The sequence below is a fragment of the Intrasporangium sp. genome, assembly GCF_035280925.1.
Lineage (GTDB): Bacteria > Actinomycetota > Actinomycetes > Actinomycetales > Dermatophilaceae > Intrasporangium.
Window position 1 is genome coordinate 15,527 of record NZ_DATEEY010000224.1, and the last position, 15,998, is coordinate 31,524.

General features: G+C 71.0%; 14 protein-coding genes. 3 read left to right on the forward strand and 11 right to left on the reverse strand.

Going from position 1 to position 15,998, the window contains the following annotated elements; genetic code table 11:
- Positions 1 to 49: 49 nt before the first annotated feature.
- From VJN29_RS20065 to VJN29_RS20090, 6 genes are all read right to left on the reverse strand, one after another.
- Positions 50 to 784, reverse strand: coding sequence for a GAF and ANTAR domain-containing protein (locus VJN29_RS20065; RefSeq protein ID WP_324145413.1), 735 nt, complete (start codon positions 782 to 784; stop codon positions 50 to 52).
- 158 nt (positions 785 to 942) lie between these two features.
- Positions 943 to 2,079, reverse strand: a complete 1,137-nt coding sequence (locus VJN29_RS20070; protein WP_324145414.1) for an MFS transporter — start codon at positions 2,077 to 2,079, stop codon at positions 943 to 945.
- A gap of 164 nt (positions 2,080 to 2,243) precedes the next feature.
- On the reverse strand, positions 2,244 to 3,038 hold the full coding sequence (locus VJN29_RS20075) for an enoyl-CoA hydratase-related protein (protein WP_324145415.1): 795 nt from the start codon (positions 3,036 to 3,038) through the stop codon (positions 2,244 to 2,246).
- A gap of 53 nt (positions 3,039 to 3,091) precedes the next feature.
- Positions 3,092 to 4,159, reverse strand: a complete 1,068-nt coding sequence (locus VJN29_RS20080; protein ID WP_324145416.1) for an acyl-CoA dehydrogenase family protein — start codon at positions 4,157 to 4,159, stop codon at positions 3,092 to 3,094.
- On the reverse strand, positions 4,156 to 5,307 hold the full coding sequence (locus tag VJN29_RS20085) for an acyl-CoA dehydrogenase family protein (protein ID WP_324145417.1): 1,152 nt from the start codon (positions 5,305 to 5,307) through the stop codon (positions 4,156 to 4,158). Before VJN29_RS20085 ends, VJN29_RS20080 begins: the two co-directional genes overlap by 4 nt.
- A 111-nt stretch (positions 5,308 to 5,418) precedes the next feature.
- The gene (locus VJN29_RS20090) at positions 5,419 to 6,468 is read right to left on the reverse strand and encodes a hypothetical protein (protein WP_324145418.1); all 1,050 of its coding nucleotides are present in this window, start codon (positions 6,466 to 6,468) and stop codon (positions 5,419 to 5,421) included.
- 89 nt (positions 6,469 to 6,557) lie between these two features.
- Here VJN29_RS20090 and VJN29_RS20095 point away from each other — a divergent pair, with 89 nt between their 5' ends.
- Positions 6,558 to 7,148 (forward strand): TetR/AcrR family transcriptional regulator, encoded by a 591-nt coding sequence (locus VJN29_RS20095; RefSeq protein ID WP_324145419.1) that lies wholly within the window; start codon positions 6,558 to 6,560, stop codon positions 7,146 to 7,148.
- A gap of 188 nt (positions 7,149 to 7,336) precedes the next feature.
- On the opposite strand, the gene VJN29_RS20100 is transcribed toward VJN29_RS20095, so the two are convergent.
- Positions 7,337 to 8,605 carry an Nramp family divalent metal transporter gene (locus VJN29_RS20100; protein WP_324145420.1) on the reverse strand — a complete coding sequence of 423 codons (1,269 nt, stop codon included), beginning with the start codon at positions 8,603 to 8,605 and terminating at the stop codon, positions 7,337 to 7,339.
- Positions 8,606 to 8,642: 37 nt separating this feature from the next.
- Positions 8,643 to 10,112 (reverse strand): hypothetical protein, encoded by a 1,470-nt coding sequence (locus tag VJN29_RS20105; RefSeq protein WP_324145421.1) that lies wholly within the window; start codon positions 10,110 to 10,112, stop codon positions 8,643 to 8,645.
- 116 nt (positions 10,113 to 10,228) lie between these two features.
- Between VJN29_RS20105 and VJN29_RS20110 the strand changes: the two genes are divergently transcribed.
- Positions 10,229 to 10,585, forward strand: coding sequence for a TraR/DksA family transcriptional regulator (locus VJN29_RS20110; RefSeq protein ID WP_324145422.1), 357 nt, complete (start codon positions 10,229 to 10,231; stop codon positions 10,583 to 10,585).
- A 61-nt stretch (positions 10,586 to 10,646) separates the two neighbouring features.
- On the opposite strand, the gene VJN29_RS20115 is transcribed toward VJN29_RS20110, so the two are convergent.
- Entirely contained in the window at positions 10,647 to 11,237 is a 591-nt protein-coding gene (locus VJN29_RS20115; protein ID WP_324145423.1) for a TetR family transcriptional regulator, read from the reverse strand.
- Positions 11,238 to 11,310: 73 nt separating this feature from the next.
- On the opposite strand from VJN29_RS20115, the gene VJN29_RS20120 reads away from it, so the two are divergent.
- Complete coding sequence (locus VJN29_RS20120; protein ID WP_324145424.1) at positions 11,311 to 13,383, forward strand: MDR family MFS transporter; 2,073 nt, start codon at positions 11,311 to 11,313, stop codon at positions 13,381 to 13,383.
- A gap of 106 nt (positions 13,384 to 13,489) precedes the next feature.
- On the opposite strand, the gene VJN29_RS20125 is transcribed toward VJN29_RS20120, so the two are convergent.
- Together VJN29_RS20125 and VJN29_RS20130 are read right to left on the reverse strand one after the other, a co-directional pair.
- The gene (locus tag VJN29_RS20125; protein WP_324145425.1) at positions 13,490 to 14,962 is read right to left on the reverse strand and encodes a dihydrolipoamide acetyltransferase family protein; all 1,473 of its coding nucleotides are present in this window, start codon (positions 14,960 to 14,962) and stop codon (positions 13,490 to 13,492) included.
- Between the two features lie 25 nt (positions 14,963 to 14,987).
- Positions 14,988 to 15,980, reverse strand: coding sequence for an alpha-ketoacid dehydrogenase subunit beta (locus VJN29_RS20130; RefSeq protein WP_324145426.1), 993 nt, complete (start codon positions 15,978 to 15,980; stop codon positions 14,988 to 14,990).
- Positions 15,981 to 15,998 lie beyond the last annotated feature (18 nt).

A 15,998-nucleotide genomic window follows, 5' to 3' on the forward strand; every position in this document is an offset into this window, starting at 1 on the left:
CGAGCTGACGAGGGCGTCGCAGACTGCGGTCGCCGACGGACCGCGCTGGTCAGTTCCGGTCTCGAGGCGCCTTCCCGCCGTACTGGCTCTCCTGCCCGCGCACCACCTGCTCGGCCACGTGGCTGAGCTTCATGTTGAGGTCCTGTGAGGTGCTCCGCAACAGCTCGAACGCCCCGTCCGCGTCGACGCGGTGGGCTGCCATGAGCAGGCCGACCGCCTTGCCGATCTCGCGGTTGCTCTGCAGCCCGAGACGCAGCGTCGCCGCCTCCTCCCGCGCTCGCAGCGCCATGAGCGCCACGGACGCGAACGCAGCGAGCACGGCGCCCTGGTCGGCCGACCGCTCGGTCAGGCGGCCCGCCTCGTCGGAGAAGATGTTGAGCGCACCGACCTTGCCGCCGTCGAGCATGAGCCGGTAGCCGATGGCCGACCGCACCGGAGTCTCCTTGACGACGCGCTCAGTGAACCGGGGCCACGGGCTCGTGCCGGACGTCAGGTCGGTGTCGTGCTGGTACGCCTCGTCCATGATCGCGTCGAGGCACGGTCCCTCCCTGACCTCCCTCTCGATCTCGTCCACCCTCGCCGCGATGTCGTCGGTCGCCGCAGCGGTGAGGTACTGGCCCCGTTGACGAAGCATGAGCGAGGACCGCTCGCACCCGTCGACGAGGCGGCATGCCGAGTCGACGATCGACTGGTAGATCGCGGCCTCGCCGGCGTCGGCGTAGATCAGCCCGGAGAGGCGGACGAAGGTGTCGCGGGTCGCGTCGTCGGTGGGGACGTCGTTCACGTTCGCCATCCTCGCACGTCTCGACGCGGTTCGTGCCCGCTGGTCGGAGGCAGGTGGCACCCGCGCAGCGGGCGCGCGGGAGCGAGCTGAGCGGCATACTGCAGCCGTATGCCGCTGAGCCGGCACCCGCCGCACGTGCACGCTGAGGGCGGCCGGGCCTACCGAAGGTTGGCCATCTCGCGCCTGGCGAGGAAGGCGCGCGTGCCGAGCGCCATGAGGAAGGCGGATGCGCCGGCGAGGACGGCCACCCAGTAACCGTGGCGCGCGCCGACCCGGTCGATGACGGCCCCCGAGACGGCCGAGCCGACCGCGATCCCGATGATGAGCCCGGTGAGCACGATGGTCATGCCCTCGTTGATCTGCGCCCTCGGCACGATGCGCTCGATGAGGTTCATCGTGGTGATGAGCGTGGGCGCGGTCGCGATGCCCGCCACGAACATCACGGCGGCAAGGACCCAGAGGTTACCCGCGAACAGGACCGGCGCCTCGAGCACCATCATCCCGAAGGTGCCTGCGATGAGGAGCTTGGGCAGGTTCCGCCCGTGCGACACCTGCCCGAAGACGAGGCCCGAGAGGGCCGAGCCGGTGGCGAAGAGGGCCAGGATCCCACCTGCGGCGTTGCTGTGCCCGGCGTCCTCCGCCACGGCCAGGGTGACGACCTCGTTGACACCGAAGATCACGCCGGTCATCACCATGATGAACGCGAGCGGGAGGATCCCGGGGTTGTGGTGTGCAGGGCCGTGCGGCCGCTCGTGGTGCGGCACGACCGGCGGCTCCGTCGAGCGCGCCGAGACGAAGACGAGCACGCCGATCGCGTAGCAGATCGTCGCGAAGAGGAAGCCGGCCTCGGGGAAGACCGACGTGGACAGCCAGATCGCGAGGACCGGCCCGATGACGAACGTGACCTCCTCCATGACCTGCTCGAAGGACATCGCCGTGTGCAGCTTGCGCGGCTCGTGGGCGAAGATGTGCGACCACCTGGCCCGTGCCATGGTGCCGAGGTTGGGGATGACGGCGCAGAGCGGGAAGGTGATGAACAGGATCCACGCCGGCCAGCCTTGCCAGGACGCGATCATCGTCACGGCCGCCCAGAAGCCGGACCAGATGAAGAACGGCACGGCGACCCGCCGCTGCCCGTAGCGGTCGACCAGCCGCCCGGTGATCGGGGCCGCGACGGCCAGGGCGATGAGGCCGGTCGCCATGACCGCCCCGGCGAGCTCGTAGGAGCCGCGGCGTGACGCGACCATCGCCACGGTGGCGACGGCGAACATCGCCCCGGCCGAGCGCGCGGTCATGCCCCCGATGATGAAGGTGCGTGCCCCCGGCACCTCGAACAGCGGTCGGTACGACGAGAGCAATACGGGTCCTGTGTCGGGTGGCGGGCTGGGTGGGTGGTCGGCTCGTGGCCCGAGCCATCGTCGCACGCCCGGGCCGGCGCCACCTCGTCGGCTCGGTCCAGCTAGGGCTCGGGGTCGGGAGCGACCCGCTCCGAGGCCCGCTCCGAGGCCCGCCCCGTCGACGGACCGTGCTTGCGCCGGAGCGACCACATCTGCGGCGATCGCTCGAGCTCCACGGCGACGTCCCAGGCGACTCCGCCGGGCACGGTCTCGCGCCGGAAGCTGCGGATGAGCCGCCGGGCGAGCTCGGGGTCCGTGGCCACGCGAGCCGCCAGCGCGTGCGCCTCGCGCTCGACGTGTTCGTCGTCGTGGGCCGCCCAGGCGAGGCGGAGCTCGACAGCCCGCTCGCCGCTGACCTCCTCGCCGAAGAGGCCCATCGCCGCGGCGGCCTCCCTCCCCGCCACCCGGTTCAGGAGCGTGAAGTGGCCGCCGCCGGGGTGGATGCCGATCTGGGCGAAACCGGGCAGGAGCCTCGCCGTGCGCGAGACGATGCGCAGGTCCGTGGCGAGGGCGAGGTTGAGACCCGCACCGACCGCCGCCCCACGTACTGCCGCGATGGTCGGCAGGCCCACGTCGCCGATCGTCGTGAAGGCACCGTAGACGGTCTCGAGGTTGCGGTAGGCCTCGTCCTCGACGGGGTCGAGTCCGGTGTCGGCCAGCACCGCGCGGACCGCGCCGGCGCAGAAGTGCTGGCCGCCGGTGACGACGATGGCGCCGACGGCCGCATCGGACTCGGCGGTCCGGGCCGCGTCGACGAGCTCGCGTGACATCTCGACCGAGAGGGCGTTTCGCCGGTCGGGAGCATTGAGCGTGATGGTGGCGACTGCGTCAGCGACGGCATAGGCGACGTCTGTCATGGGACTCCTCGGGGCTGGGTCTGTGTCGGTTCCGTGGGTGGCGCGAGCTCGGTTCAGCGGCGCCCCGAGAGGATGAGCGGCCAGAGGCGGTCGCGTCCGGCGTGGGCGGCGAGCTCGGCCAGGGTCTCGTCCCACTCGTGCACCGAGCCGTACTCGCTGCGGCGCACGAGGATCGGCCTGGTGAGGACCTGCAGCTCATGCTCCTGCGTCGTGCCGATGGCACCGAGCACCTGGTGGGCGTTGCGAACGACCACCGAGGCGGCATGACCGACGCAGGACTTCGCGACGCCGACCGTGAAGAGCATGCCGGGGTCCTCCCAGCTCGAGGCCGCAGCACGGGCCACCGCAGCGTCCGTGGCGGCGCGGGCGAGGGAGGACTCCGTGGCGATGTCGGCCACGAGGTGCTGGACCGCCTGGAACGTGCCGATGGGTCGGCCGAACTGCTCACGGTGCTGGGCATGTCTGAGAGCGAGCTCGAGGACGCGCTCCATGGCGCCGCACACCTGCGCAGAGCGCGCCAGTGCACCACGGATGTGGAACTGCTGGCCCACCGAGTCGTCGATGACTGGGGCGGACTCGAGGTCCGTCAGGTCGAACTGCACGCCGTCGCAGGGCTCGCCGGCGAGGTTGCGCCCCGGCGTGATGTCCAGGTGGTCGGTGGGCACGTCGGCCACCCGCCAGGTCCTCCCGTCCTCCCAGAGCGCCACCACGGATGCAGCGTCCCGGCCGAAGGTGACGTTGAGCGCGTGTCCGGAAGGATCGGGGCGGCACACGGTCCGCAGTGCGCCGTCGTTGGGGAGCGCCGCCTCCTCGAGAAGCCACGCCGCGAGGAAGCCGTGCTCGGCGAGCGGCACGGGGGCGGCCGCGGCCGCTGCCAGGCCGAGCAGGGCGGCACCCTCGATCCAGGAGGCGCCGCTGCCCCCGCTCTCCTCCGAGGCGGTGAGGCGGGTCAGCCCGAGCGCCTCCAGGTCGGCCCAGAGGCGGGCGTCGAAGGTGACCTGCTCCGTGGGGGTTGGCCGCTCGGACCGGTAGTCGGTGAACAGGTCGGTGAGCATGGTCACGAGATCCGCGTCGGCGGCTGCCCTGCGCACCAATGTCACGTCGGGCTGCTCGCTCGTCATCCGCGCAGTCCCAGCCCGCGAGCGATCACGCCTCGCAGGATCTCGTTGGTGCCGCCCCGCAGGGTGAAGCCGGGCCGTTGGAGGATGGCGCCGTGCAGGAGGGCGTAGAGCTCCTCGTCCTCGATCCAGCCGCTCGCGGTGAGCAGGTCCACGTAGTCGGCGATGTCACCCTCCGTCGTCGTCCCGAGCACCTTGACGACGGCTGCGCCGAGATCCGCGCGCGCGTGGGCCTCGAGCGCGGACGATACGGCCAACGACATCTGGTGCAGGGCAGCCACCCGCGCGACCTGGCGGCCCAGCCCGTGGTCCAGGGGCAGCCCGCCGTGCATCATGGCCTCCGCTGCTGCGGCCAGCAGCTGGAAGGTCGACAGGAACCGCTCCGGCCCGCTGCGCTCGAAGCCGAGCTCCGACGTGACCTGCTTCCAGCCGGCACCGATGCTGCCGAGCACGCGGTCGTCCGGGATGAGGACGCCATCGAGGTGGACCTCGTCGAAGTGGTGGTCCCCGCCCATGGAGACGATCGGGCGGATGTCCACGCCCGGCGCGTGCAGGTCGACGATGAACTGGCTCAGGCCCGCGTGCCGGTGGGCCGGGTCGAGCGGTGCCGAGCGGGCGAGAGCGAAGAAGGCGTCGGCCTCGTGGGCTCCGGACGTCCACACCTTGGTGCCCGTGAGCCGCCACCCGCCATCGACCTGCTCCGCGCGGGTGCGGACGCTCGCCAGGTCGGAGCCGGAGTCCGCCTCGCTCATGCCGATCCCGAAGACGACCTCGCCGCGGCTGATCCTGGGCAGGAAGGCCCGCTTCTGCTCCTCGGTGCCGTAGGCGAGCAGCGACGGTCCGACCTGGCGCTCGGCGAACCAGTGCGCCGCGACCGGCGCGCCGACGACGAGCAGCTCCTCCGTCACGACGAACCGCTCGACGTGGGTGCGCCCCGGTCCGCCGTACTCCTTCGGGATGACCATGCCGAGCCAGCCCCGGCGGGCGAGCTCCTGCGTGAAGGCGCGGTCCCACCGCGTCAGCCAGGTGTCGACGTGCGGGGTGAAGCAACCGGCGGCGATCTGCTCCGAGAGGAAGGCCCGGACCTCCAGTCGCAGCTCCGTCAGCGCCTCGCCTTCGGTCACTACTGGAGGCACCAGCTGACGGCTCATGTCCCACTCCTCGTGTCCTCCGGACGACAGCCACAGCGTGCCACGCCCACGACCGCACAACACGCCCGGAGTACGAAACTCATACTCCCGGGCGTGATGCGGGCGGGTCGGTCAGGCGGCGGCTGCGGCGGTCGTGCGCCTGGCCCGGGAAGCCACGGCGACGAGCAGGACGCCGAGCACGAACCAGGTGCCGAGGACCACGAGGTGCGGTCCGGCGCCGGCGCCCTCGAAGTACGCGGAGCTGCGGAGCAGCTGGCCGCCGGCGCCCGGAGGCAGCGACGCACCGATGGTGCGCCAGGGCTCGGCGAGGAACTCGGGAGCAGTTGCAAGACCGGAGAGGGGGTTGCCGAGGAGCAGGAACAGCGCGACCCCCAGACCGAACCCGGGGAATCCGGCCACGAGGAGCAGTCCGAGCAGCGCCGCGGACATCGCGGCGATGACGGTGGCCATGGCTGCGGCGTCGAGCAGCCAGCTGCCCTCGAAGACGCCGTACCAGTGCAGCAGCCCGGCCAGTGCGGCCCCGAGCACGACTGCGGTCGTGAGGACTGCGGCGAACTTCGCCCAGGTGCCCTTGAGGAGCCGGTTCATGGCGATGACGGGTGCGATGGCGCCGATGAGCAGGGGCAGCAGGGCCGTGGCGAGACCAGCCCCACGGCTGTCCTCGGCAGGCAGGGAGACGACCTCCTTGACCGGCACGGCTTGGCCCTGTTGCTGCCCGAGCTGCGCCGCAAGGGCCGAGAGACCTTGGGCGACAGCGGGGCTCGCAGCAGGAGCCGTCAACATGGCTGGCCCGCTGGCCCCGAGGGCAATGCCACCGTAGACCTCCCGGTCGCGGATGGACTGGGACAACTGGGCCTCGTCGACGAACGTGCTCACGGAGAACGCCTCGGGCGCTTGGGCGCTGAGCCCCCCGACCAGCTGTTGCACGGCTTGCGGGGGGCCTGCGATGCCGATGGGCACGTCGCGCGGCTCCTGGTTGATCGCGGGCAGCGTGAAGGCGGTCAGGACCAGGCCGATGAGGATCGTCAGCGCGACGATCGCTCCCCACGCACCGCCCGGCGGGAGGTGTGCGACACCGGGGCGTGGGGGGGAGGAGGCGGCCGGGCCGGACGCCTGACCGGACTGTGCGGCCGCAGCCTCGTGGGTGGTTCCGGACGACATGCGATGCTCCTTTCAACGTCTGTTGAAACAACGGTACGCGCTGGAGGTCGCAGTTTCAACACCTGATGAATCGGCCCTATGCTGGCGGCATGTCACGTCGACCGGGGCCCCGCTCCGACCGCACCGACGTGCGGGGCGACATCCTCGCGTCGGCCCGCGCGTTGTTCTCGACGCGCGGCTTCAAGGGCACGACCATGCGTGCCGTCGCGGAGGCCGCCGGAGTCGACGTGGCCCTCGTGCCCTACTACTTCGGCAACAAGGACGGCCTTTTCGCGGCTGCTCTCGAGCTGCCGATCGACCCCTACCAGAAGATCGACGAGGTGTTCTCCCAAGGCCTCGACCGGATCGGCGAGCGCATCGTCCGTACCATCGCCGCGATCCTCGAAGACCCCGTCAGCGGCCCAGCCATCATCGGAGTGATGCGATCCGCGATGACTGAGGGCGCGGCGCACGACGTCGTGCGCGACTTCATCGACAACGTCATCATCGACGGCTACGCGCGGCACCTGCCCGGGCCGGATGCGCGGCGTCGGGCCGCGCTGGCCGCGTCACAGATCGTGGGCCTGGCCATGGCGCGCCGCGTCGTCGGCGTCGAGCCACTGGCGAGCATGTCCGTCGACGAGCTCGTCGAGCACGTGGGCCCGACGATCCAGCGGTACCTCGCGGGCGACCTCACCTGACAGGTCCTCCTTCGTCGTCGAGGGTGCAGCAGGTGCCGGCTCGCCTGGACCTCCGCGCCTTCGCCCCGGCGCGGCTGAAGTGGCCTCTGGGGCGGAGCGGCGCGAACTGCACACTCGACGAAGTGGATGCGAGCGACTCGCCACTGACCCGGATCTTGTCCACTCGATCGGCGGCCCGTCGGCGGCGGTCAGGCGCCGCCGCTGACGAGGAGGAAGCCGACGAGGCCGACGATGACCGCCGTGATGAGCCACGCGACGACGGTCGTCAGGCGGTGGTTCGCCATCCGCCCCATCAGGCGCCGATCGTGCGTGAAGAGCAGCAGCGGGATGAGTGTGCCCGGCAGCGCGAAGCTGAGCACCACCTGGCTCCAGATGAGCGCGTTGGTCGGCTCGACCCCCACGCCGAGGATGATGAGCGTCGGCACGACGGCGAGCATGCGGCGCACCAGCGCGGGGATCGGTCGCTTGCCGAAGCCGGTCATGACGACGTCGCCGGTCTGCACGCCGACGAGGGTCGACGCCAGCCCCGATGCGAGCAGGGCGACCGCCAGCATGGTCGCCGCGATCTGCCCCGCCTGGGCTCCGAGCGCCGCATAGGCCGTCTCGATGCTGGCACCGGCCTCCGCGGGCAACGCCGCGGAGAAGACCACGAGGCTGACGTTCGCCACGCCGGCGACCGACATCGCGACGACGACCGACCGGACGGTGTGCCGGCCGATCCGCATCCGCTCGGTCTGTGACGGCTCGACCGTGCCGTCGTCGCGGGCGCGCGATGCGGCCGAGTGGAAGTGCAGCGCGTGCGGCATCACCGTGGCCCCGACGATGCCGACCGCGAGCAGCGCCGCCGACGAGTCGAGCGGGCCGGGCGCCATCGAGTGGAGCAGCGCCACCCGGTCGACGTCCGCGATGAGGACCTGCCACACCAGGGAGCCGATGATGACGGCGAGCAGCACGAGGACGACCGACTCGAAGTGGCTGCGCCCGTGCACCTTGAGATAGAGCACGACGAGGCTGAAGGCCGTCACCGCGACCGCGCCCCACATGAGCGGCAGGCCGAAGAGCAGATGCAGGGCGATCGCACCACCGACGATCTCCGCCAGGTCGGTCATGATGACGACGATCTCGGCCTGCGTCCACAGCAGGATCCGACCGATGCCGGGGAACCGCCGCGCGCTGTGCTCCGCGAGGCTCATCCCGGTGACCATGCCGAGCTTGGCAGCGAGGTACTGGATCACCATCGCCGAGCAGCTCGCGAAGACGACCACCCACACGAGGGCGTAACCGTGCTGCGCGCCGGAGCTGATGTTGACCCCGAAGTTGCCCGGGTCGACGTAGGCGATGGCGGCGAGCAGCGCCGGGACGAGAGTGCGCGGTGCGCTGAAGGTCCCCCCGAGCCCGCGCTCGGGGGAGCGGTCGTCGACACGCCGCTTCGACCTCGTCGAGGTGCTCTCCGCCATGGTCAGAGCATGATGGCTGCGCGCTCCCCACGCCAACTCAGCGGGCTGCCGCGAAGCCGAGCAGCGCTGCGATCCCGAGGGCGCTGCGGGGGTCGTAGGCGGACGTCCACAGCCCACCGTGGGCGGCGCCGTACGCCTCGTCCTGCCATGGGTGCTCCCGCGCCGGGGCGCCGGTGCGCAGGTCATGGACGAGCAGGATGGCCATGAGCGTGTTCGCGGTACCCGGCTCGAAGACCTCCACCCCGAAGCGGTGCGCGCCGGCGTAGGCGGCGGCGAGCGCCCGGTTCTTGACGACCGAGCGGGTCCGCGTGGGCGGCGCCACCTTGAGCGACACGACGCCGCCGTCCGCCCGGTGCGCCGTCGCGCGCCACCGCTGGAGGCGCTTCGCGAGAAGGTAGTTCGGCCCCTGCTGCAACACGACCGAGTCGTTGATCCCCGGGTTCTCGCCGGGCACGTAGTTCCGGCGCAGCAGGCGCCCACCGCTGAGCGTGCGCAAAGGCACCCGCAACACCTTGGACGTATGCCGCTGGGCGTAGTTCTCGACGGACCTGTCCACCGCGCCGCCGGGCACCGCGAACACGTCTGTCGGAGTGGCGAGAAAGGCCAGGGCGACGCTGTCGTGGCCGCGCTCCTCGACCACCCGCTGGGTCAGGGCGTCGACGGCGACGGACACGCGCACGTTCGTCGCGCCGTCGGCGTAGACGTAGTTGCCGAGGACGAGCCGTCCCTCCCGTTCGACCACCCACTGGGTCACCGAGCCGAGGTCGTGGATCAGGTCACCGCCGAGCCGCTCCTCGACCGGTCCGCCGCCGGGCCGTGCCGGAACCGTCAACGACCCAGCCAGCCGCCCCGTGTCAAGGATCAGCTTCTGCCACAGCTCCTTTCGCGGCAGGTCGACCGCCACCACGTCCGCGCCCCAGCGCAGCAGGGTCCGCAAGGGTCCCATCTCGGCCGCCGCGCCGAGCACGACGATGGTCTGGTCGGACAGGTCGAGCCAGTCCGGGTTGGCCATGACGCGCTCGACCGCCTCGGCACACGTCGGCTCGACGACTCCCCCGTCGACCCACCCGGCCAGCACGCGACGGAGCGTGTCCCCGGAAGCGCGCTGAGCGGCATACGGCAGGGAGATGGTGCGGTCCGGGGCACCCTCCCCGCGGATCGTCTCGGAGACCAGCGGCGTGGGACCGCTCTCGAACGCCGTGGGGAGGGGGCCCTCGCCGGACGGCCCGACCCAGCGCATCCGCCGGTGGAGCGAGGCGAGTCCGTCCCGGGCGATGGAGTGCGCCGCCTCGGCGCTCGGTAGACCGGCCTCGACGAGGCGGCGGAAGTGGGGCAGGTAGCCCTGCCGCCAGTTCGTCTCGCGGGCCGCCGATGCGGAACCGACCGGATCGGCCCGGTACAGGGCGTCGGCGACGACGGCGCGGCCGAGGGCCGTCGTGCTGCGGCGGCGGTCGGCCGATTCGACGGTCGGGAAGACGACACCGGTGGACTGGTGCGGCTCGCTCATGGCCCCATCCTGCCTGCTGCGGGTGCCAGCCGGGACTCCCTCCGAAGGCACGAGCCTCGGGCCAGGGGCAGAATGTGGACATGTCGGGATCGACCTCGAGGCAAGGAGGCCCGCGAGTGACGGACACGGCCCACAGGACACGGCTGGCCGAGGAGCGACAGACGACGGTGAATCGGCTCGACGGGCTCCGGCGGGAGTTCGGCCAGGTTGTCGAAGCATCCGTGGACTCCAACGCCGACGACGAGCACGACCCCGAGGGCGCGACGATCGCCTACGAGAGGTCCCAGGTCGCGGCCCTCATCGACCAGGCCGAGCAGCACCTCGTCGAGATCGATGCGGCCGAGGCGCGCATCGCGGACGGCACCTATGGGAGGTGCGTCGTGTGCGGTCGACCGATACCCAACGAGCGGCTCGAGGCGCGACCCACCACCAGGACGTGCATCGACCACGCGGGCACCGCCCACCACGGCTGACCTCGGAGTGGTCCGGCGGGCCGGGATGGGCGCACCAGCACGGGGCTCGGGGCAGCGCCCGTCAGGCCAGGCCGGTGCCGAGGAGGGCGAACGCCTCGTCGACCGTGTCCTCGACGGTGCCCGTTCCGCCCGTCTGCTGGTGCTCGATGCAGGCGCGCACGGCGGCCAGGGCTGTCGCCACGGTGACCCGCGGCCGCACCGACTCCTTGGGGTCGACTCCCAGGCGGGCGGCGACGACGTCGGTGAGGACGTTCTCGGTGTGGATGTTGGTGCCGACCAGCGCGGGCCCGAGCGCCGGCTCGCCGAGCAGCACGCGACGCCGCTGGGCCCGCAGCTCCGGGCCCTGGCTCGAGGGCGCCAGCCGGTCCCGCACGATGGCGCGGATGGAGTCGAGGATCGGCTCGTCCGCCGGTCGCGCCTCGAGCTGCGCCCTCATCTCGTCGAGGTCAGCGGGCGTCGAGCCGAGGACGGCCGACTCCTTCGTCGGGAAGTAGTTGAAGAAGGTCCGCGGGCTGACCCCCGCGCTGGCGGCGATCTGGTCGGTCGTCACGGCGTCGAAGCCGGCCTCCTCGACGAGGTCGAGCGCGGCACGGTGAATCGCCAGCCGTGTCTCACGCTTCTTGCGCTCGCGGAGGCCGCACTCCTCTGTCATGTCCCCACCATAGGCAAATGATTGCGGTCTATGCAAATTTGCAGGCGGTGCAACAAGAGCCTATCGTGGAGGGATGTCACAGCGCACCGCGACGGCCGATCCGGTCGACCAGCCCGCCGCCGGCCTCGACCCGAAGGCGCGCCAGATCTTCATCGCGCTCATGCTCGGCATGCTCGTCGCGTCGATCAGCCAGACCATCGTCAGCCCGGCGATGCCCCGGATCGTCGCCGAGCTCGGCGGGATGGACCACTACTCGTGGCTCGCGACGGCGGCCATGCTCGTCAGCGCCATCACCGTCCCGATCGTCGGCAAGCTGTCCGACCTCTACGGGCGTCGCGGCTTCTACCTCGGCGGGCTCGTCGTCTTCATGATCGGCTCGGTCCTGTCCGGCATGGCCCAGAACTTCTGGTGGCTCATCGCGGCGCGCGCGCTTCAGGGAGTCGGCATGGGCACGCTCATGCCGCTGTCGCAGACGATCATCGGCGACATCATCCCGCCGCGGCAGCGGGGCAAGTACCAGGGCCTCATGGGCGGCGTCTTCGGGCTCTCGTCGATCCTCGGGCCGCTCGTCGGCGGCTTCGTCACCGACCACTGGGGCTGGCGCTGGCTCTTCTACATCAGCCTGCCCATCGGGATCGCCGCCTACTTCGGGATCAGCCGGTTCCTGCATCTCGAGCACGTCGACCGCGAGACAGTCATCGACAAGGCCGGCATCGCGCTCCTGTCGCTCGCCCTCATCCTGCTGCTCGTGCCGACCTCGCTCGGCGGGACGACCCTGGCCTGGGATTCGCCGGTCACCCTGGGTCTCTTTGCTGCCGGGCTCGTCACGCTGGTCGCGTTCATCGCGGTCGAGCGTCGCGCCGTGGAGCCGGTCATGCCGCTCCGGCTCTTCCGCAGCGGGATCTTCACCCTGTCCAACCTCGCGAGCTTCATGGTCTCGGTCATGATGTTCGGCGCGATGATCTACCTGCCGGTCTATGCGCAGGGCGTCCTCGGTGTGTCGGCGACGAGCTCCGGCCTCATCCTCATGCCAATGTCGGTCGCGATGATCGGTCTGTCGATCCTGGCCGGGCTGGTCATCACCAAGACGGGCCGCTACAAGCTGCAGACCCTGGTCGGGATCCTCCTCATGGGTGCCGGATTCTGGATGCTGATCCGGTTGGACTACGGTGCGACCGAGCTCGACCTGACACTGGCGATGATCGTCTTCGGCATCGGGCTCGGCATGGCCCTGCAGGTCTACACGCTGATCGTGCAGAACGCCGCCCAGCGCCGCGACCTCGGCGTCGCCACGGCATCGACCCAGTTCTTCCGCAACGTCGGCTCGACCGTCGGGATCGCAGTTTTCGGCACGATCATGGCGAGCGGCCTGTCCGCCAACATCGCCACGCACCTGCCTGCCGGCGCGGCCGCACAGCTGGAGGCGTCCGGCCAGGAGGTCAGCGCCGGCTCCGTCCTCGACCCGTCCCTCCTGGCACAGCTGCCCCCGGAGGTCGCGACCGGAGTGCAGCAGGGCCTCGCCGACTCGCTCCACGCCGTATTCCTCTGGGGGATGGTGCCGTTCGTCATCGCGTTCATCGCCACGCTCTTCATCAAGGAGCTGCCGCTGCGCAACACCGTGCACACCGCCGATGACGCCGGCCGCGAGCTCCTCGACACGCTGAACCAGACCGCCCCCGACGACGAGCTCGTCGTGCCGCTCGGCCGGGACGCTGGCAACACCCGCACCAACGAGCGCCTCCTTGGCCTGCGCCTGGGTCTGCTCGCCGACGCGGCCCTGACCGGTGACCGCCCGCTCCTGACCCGGGCCGTCACCGAGGTCGGGCAGGGCGATCTGCAACGCGGCGCTGCCCTGCTCGAGCGCACCGCGCGGATGCTGACCACCGAGGACAACGGTGTCGCCGCACAGACAGAGCCGTATGCGGTCGAGGTCGCCGCCCTGGCGCGCCGCTCGGGCGGGGCGCTGACGGAGGAGCTCAAGCGCCAGCTCGCCACCGCCGTCGCCGAACGTGATGCTCGGACCGTGCTGACCGTGGTGGAGCCGACCATCGCCCAGCGGTACGAGGCCGTCGACATCGGGTTGCTCGAGCGGGTGGGGGACGACCTCACCGCCGCCTACCTCGTCGACGCCGCGCGCACCCGCTGACCAGCGCCGACCACCGCAACACACCGAGCAGGTCACAACGCACCGGGATCGGATCCCGGTGCGTTGTGACTTGCTCGGTGTGTTGCGTCGTAGTGCGGTGCGAGGGTCAGCCCCAGACGAGGGCCTGGCCCGGGTCCTCCATGATCGCCGCGAGGTCGGCGAGGAACCGCGAACCGAGCTCGCCGTCGACGAGCCGGTGGTCGAAGCTCATGGCGAGCTGCGTCACGTGCCGGATCGCGATCTCGTCGTTGCCGTTGGCGTCGGTCACGACCCAGGGCATCTTGCGGATCGCACCGAAGGCGACGATCGCCGACTCCCCGGGGTTGATGATCGGGGTCCCGCTGTCGACGCCGAAGACCCCGACATTGGTGATGGTGATCGTCCCGCCCGACATCTCCGCCGGCTGCGTGCGCCCCTCGCGCGCCGTCGCCGTCAGCTCACCGATGGCCTGGGCCAGCTGGAGCATCGACATCGCATGGGCGTCCTTGACGTTCGGGACGATGAGCCCGCGCGGTGTCGCAGCGGCGATGCCGAGGTTGACGTAGTTCTTCTGGACGATCTCCTGTGCCGCCTCGTCCCACGTCGCGTTGACGCCGGGGTTGCGGCGGATCGCGAGGACCATCGCCTTGGCGAGGACGAGCAGCGGCGTCACCTTGACATCGCGGAACTCCCGTGACGCCTTGAGGCGGTCGAGCAGCTCCATCGTCTTCGTCACGTCGACCGTGACCCACTCGGTCACGTGCGGCGCCGTGAACGCGGACCCGACCATCGCCTGAGCGGTCATCTTGCGGACGCCCTTGATGGGAGTGCGCTCCTCCCGCTCGCCGGAGCCGAAGGGCGCGGATGGCGACCCAAGGGGGCTTCGCTCCCCTGACCCCCCGACAGCCTGCTCCGCGGGCGATGCAACGCCGTCGGCGAAGGACTGGACGTCCTCGCGGGTGATGATGCCGTCGGCGCCCGACCCCTGCACGGACCAGAGGTCGACGCCGAGGTCCTTGGCCAGCTTGCGAACCGGCGGCTTGGCCTTCGGTCGACCTTCACGGGCCACGGGCGCCACGGCCGGAGCCGGCGACTCCGTACGCGGGGTGGGAGCCGTCTCCTCGGCGATCGGCTCGTGCTCCGCCACCTGCTCGGTCTCCGTCGGTGCCGAGGCGCGAGCCGGCGCGGCGTCCGAGACCGAGCCCAGCGGCATACGGCCAACGGCTTGTTTGCGGGCTCGGCGTGCCGTCGCCCCGGCCTTGGCCCCGTAGCCGACGAGGATCGCCTCCTGGCCCTCCCCTTCGGCAGGTCTGGCAGCCGGCTCGGCGCTGGGGGCGGCAGGCTCCTCGTCGCCGCCCTGGCCGTCGTCGATCGTGATGATCGGCGTGCCGACGTCGACGGTGTCACCGACCTGGACGAGCAGGTCCTTGACGGTGCCGGCCCATGGGATGGGCAGCTCGACGAGCGACTTGGCGGTCTCGACCTCGAGCACCATGTCGTTGACCTTGACGGTGTCGCCGGGCGCGACCTTCCACTCCACGATCTCGGCCTCGACGAGGCCCTCACCTGGATCGGGGAGCTTGAACGTACGAATTGCCACTATCGGAAGCCTCTCTGCACTCGTTCTAGAAGGACAGGGCGCGGTCGACGCCGTCGAGGATCCGATCGAGGTCGGGGAGGAAGTCCTCCTCCATCCGGCTCGGCGGGTACGGGATGTTGGCCCCGTTGACGCGGACGACCGGGGCCTCGAGCTCGTAGAAGCACTGTTCGGTCACCAGCGCCGAGATCTCCGCGGCCATGCCGAGGAAGCTGCTCGCCTCGTGGACGACGACGAGCCGACCCGTCTTGCGCACCGACGACACGATCGTGTCGATCGGCAGCGGCGACAGCGAGCGTAGGTCGATGACCTCGATCGAGGTGCCCTCGGCCTCTGCTGCGGCGGCCGACTCGAGCATCGTCTTCACGACCGGGCCGTAGCCGAGGAGCGTGACGTCCGAGCCCTCCCGGATGACGTTCGCCTCGAAGAGACCACGCGCCGCCTCCGTGGCAGCCGTGTCGTACTCGCCACGGTCGTGGTAGCGGCGCTTCGGCTCGAAGAACATGACCGGGTCGTCGCACTCGATCGACTGCTGGATCATCCAGTGCGCGTCCTCCGGGTTAGAGCAGGACACGACGCGCAGCCCGGCCGTGTGGGCGAAGTAGGCCTCCGGGCTCTCCGAGTGGTGCTCCGGACTGCCGATCCCACCACCGAACGGGATGCGGATGACGATCGGCATCGTGATGGCCCCGAGCGACCGGGCCCGCATCTTCGCGACCTGGCTGACGATCTGGTCGAACGCCGGGTAGACGAACCCGTCGAACTGGATCTCGCACACCGGCCGGAACCCGCGCAGCGCCAGCCCGACCGCGGCGCCGACGATGCCCGACTCGGCGAGCGGCGTGTCCAGCACCCGGTCTTCGCCGAAGTCCTTTTGCAGGCCGTCGGTCACCCGGAACACGCCGCCGAGCCGGCCGACGTCCTCTCCCATCACGACGACCTTCGGGTCGCCCTCCATCGCCGCGCGCAGCCCGTCGTTGAGCGCCTTCGCCATCGTCGCCGAAGCCGTGGTCACGGTCATTCCGCGCCGCCCTCGAAG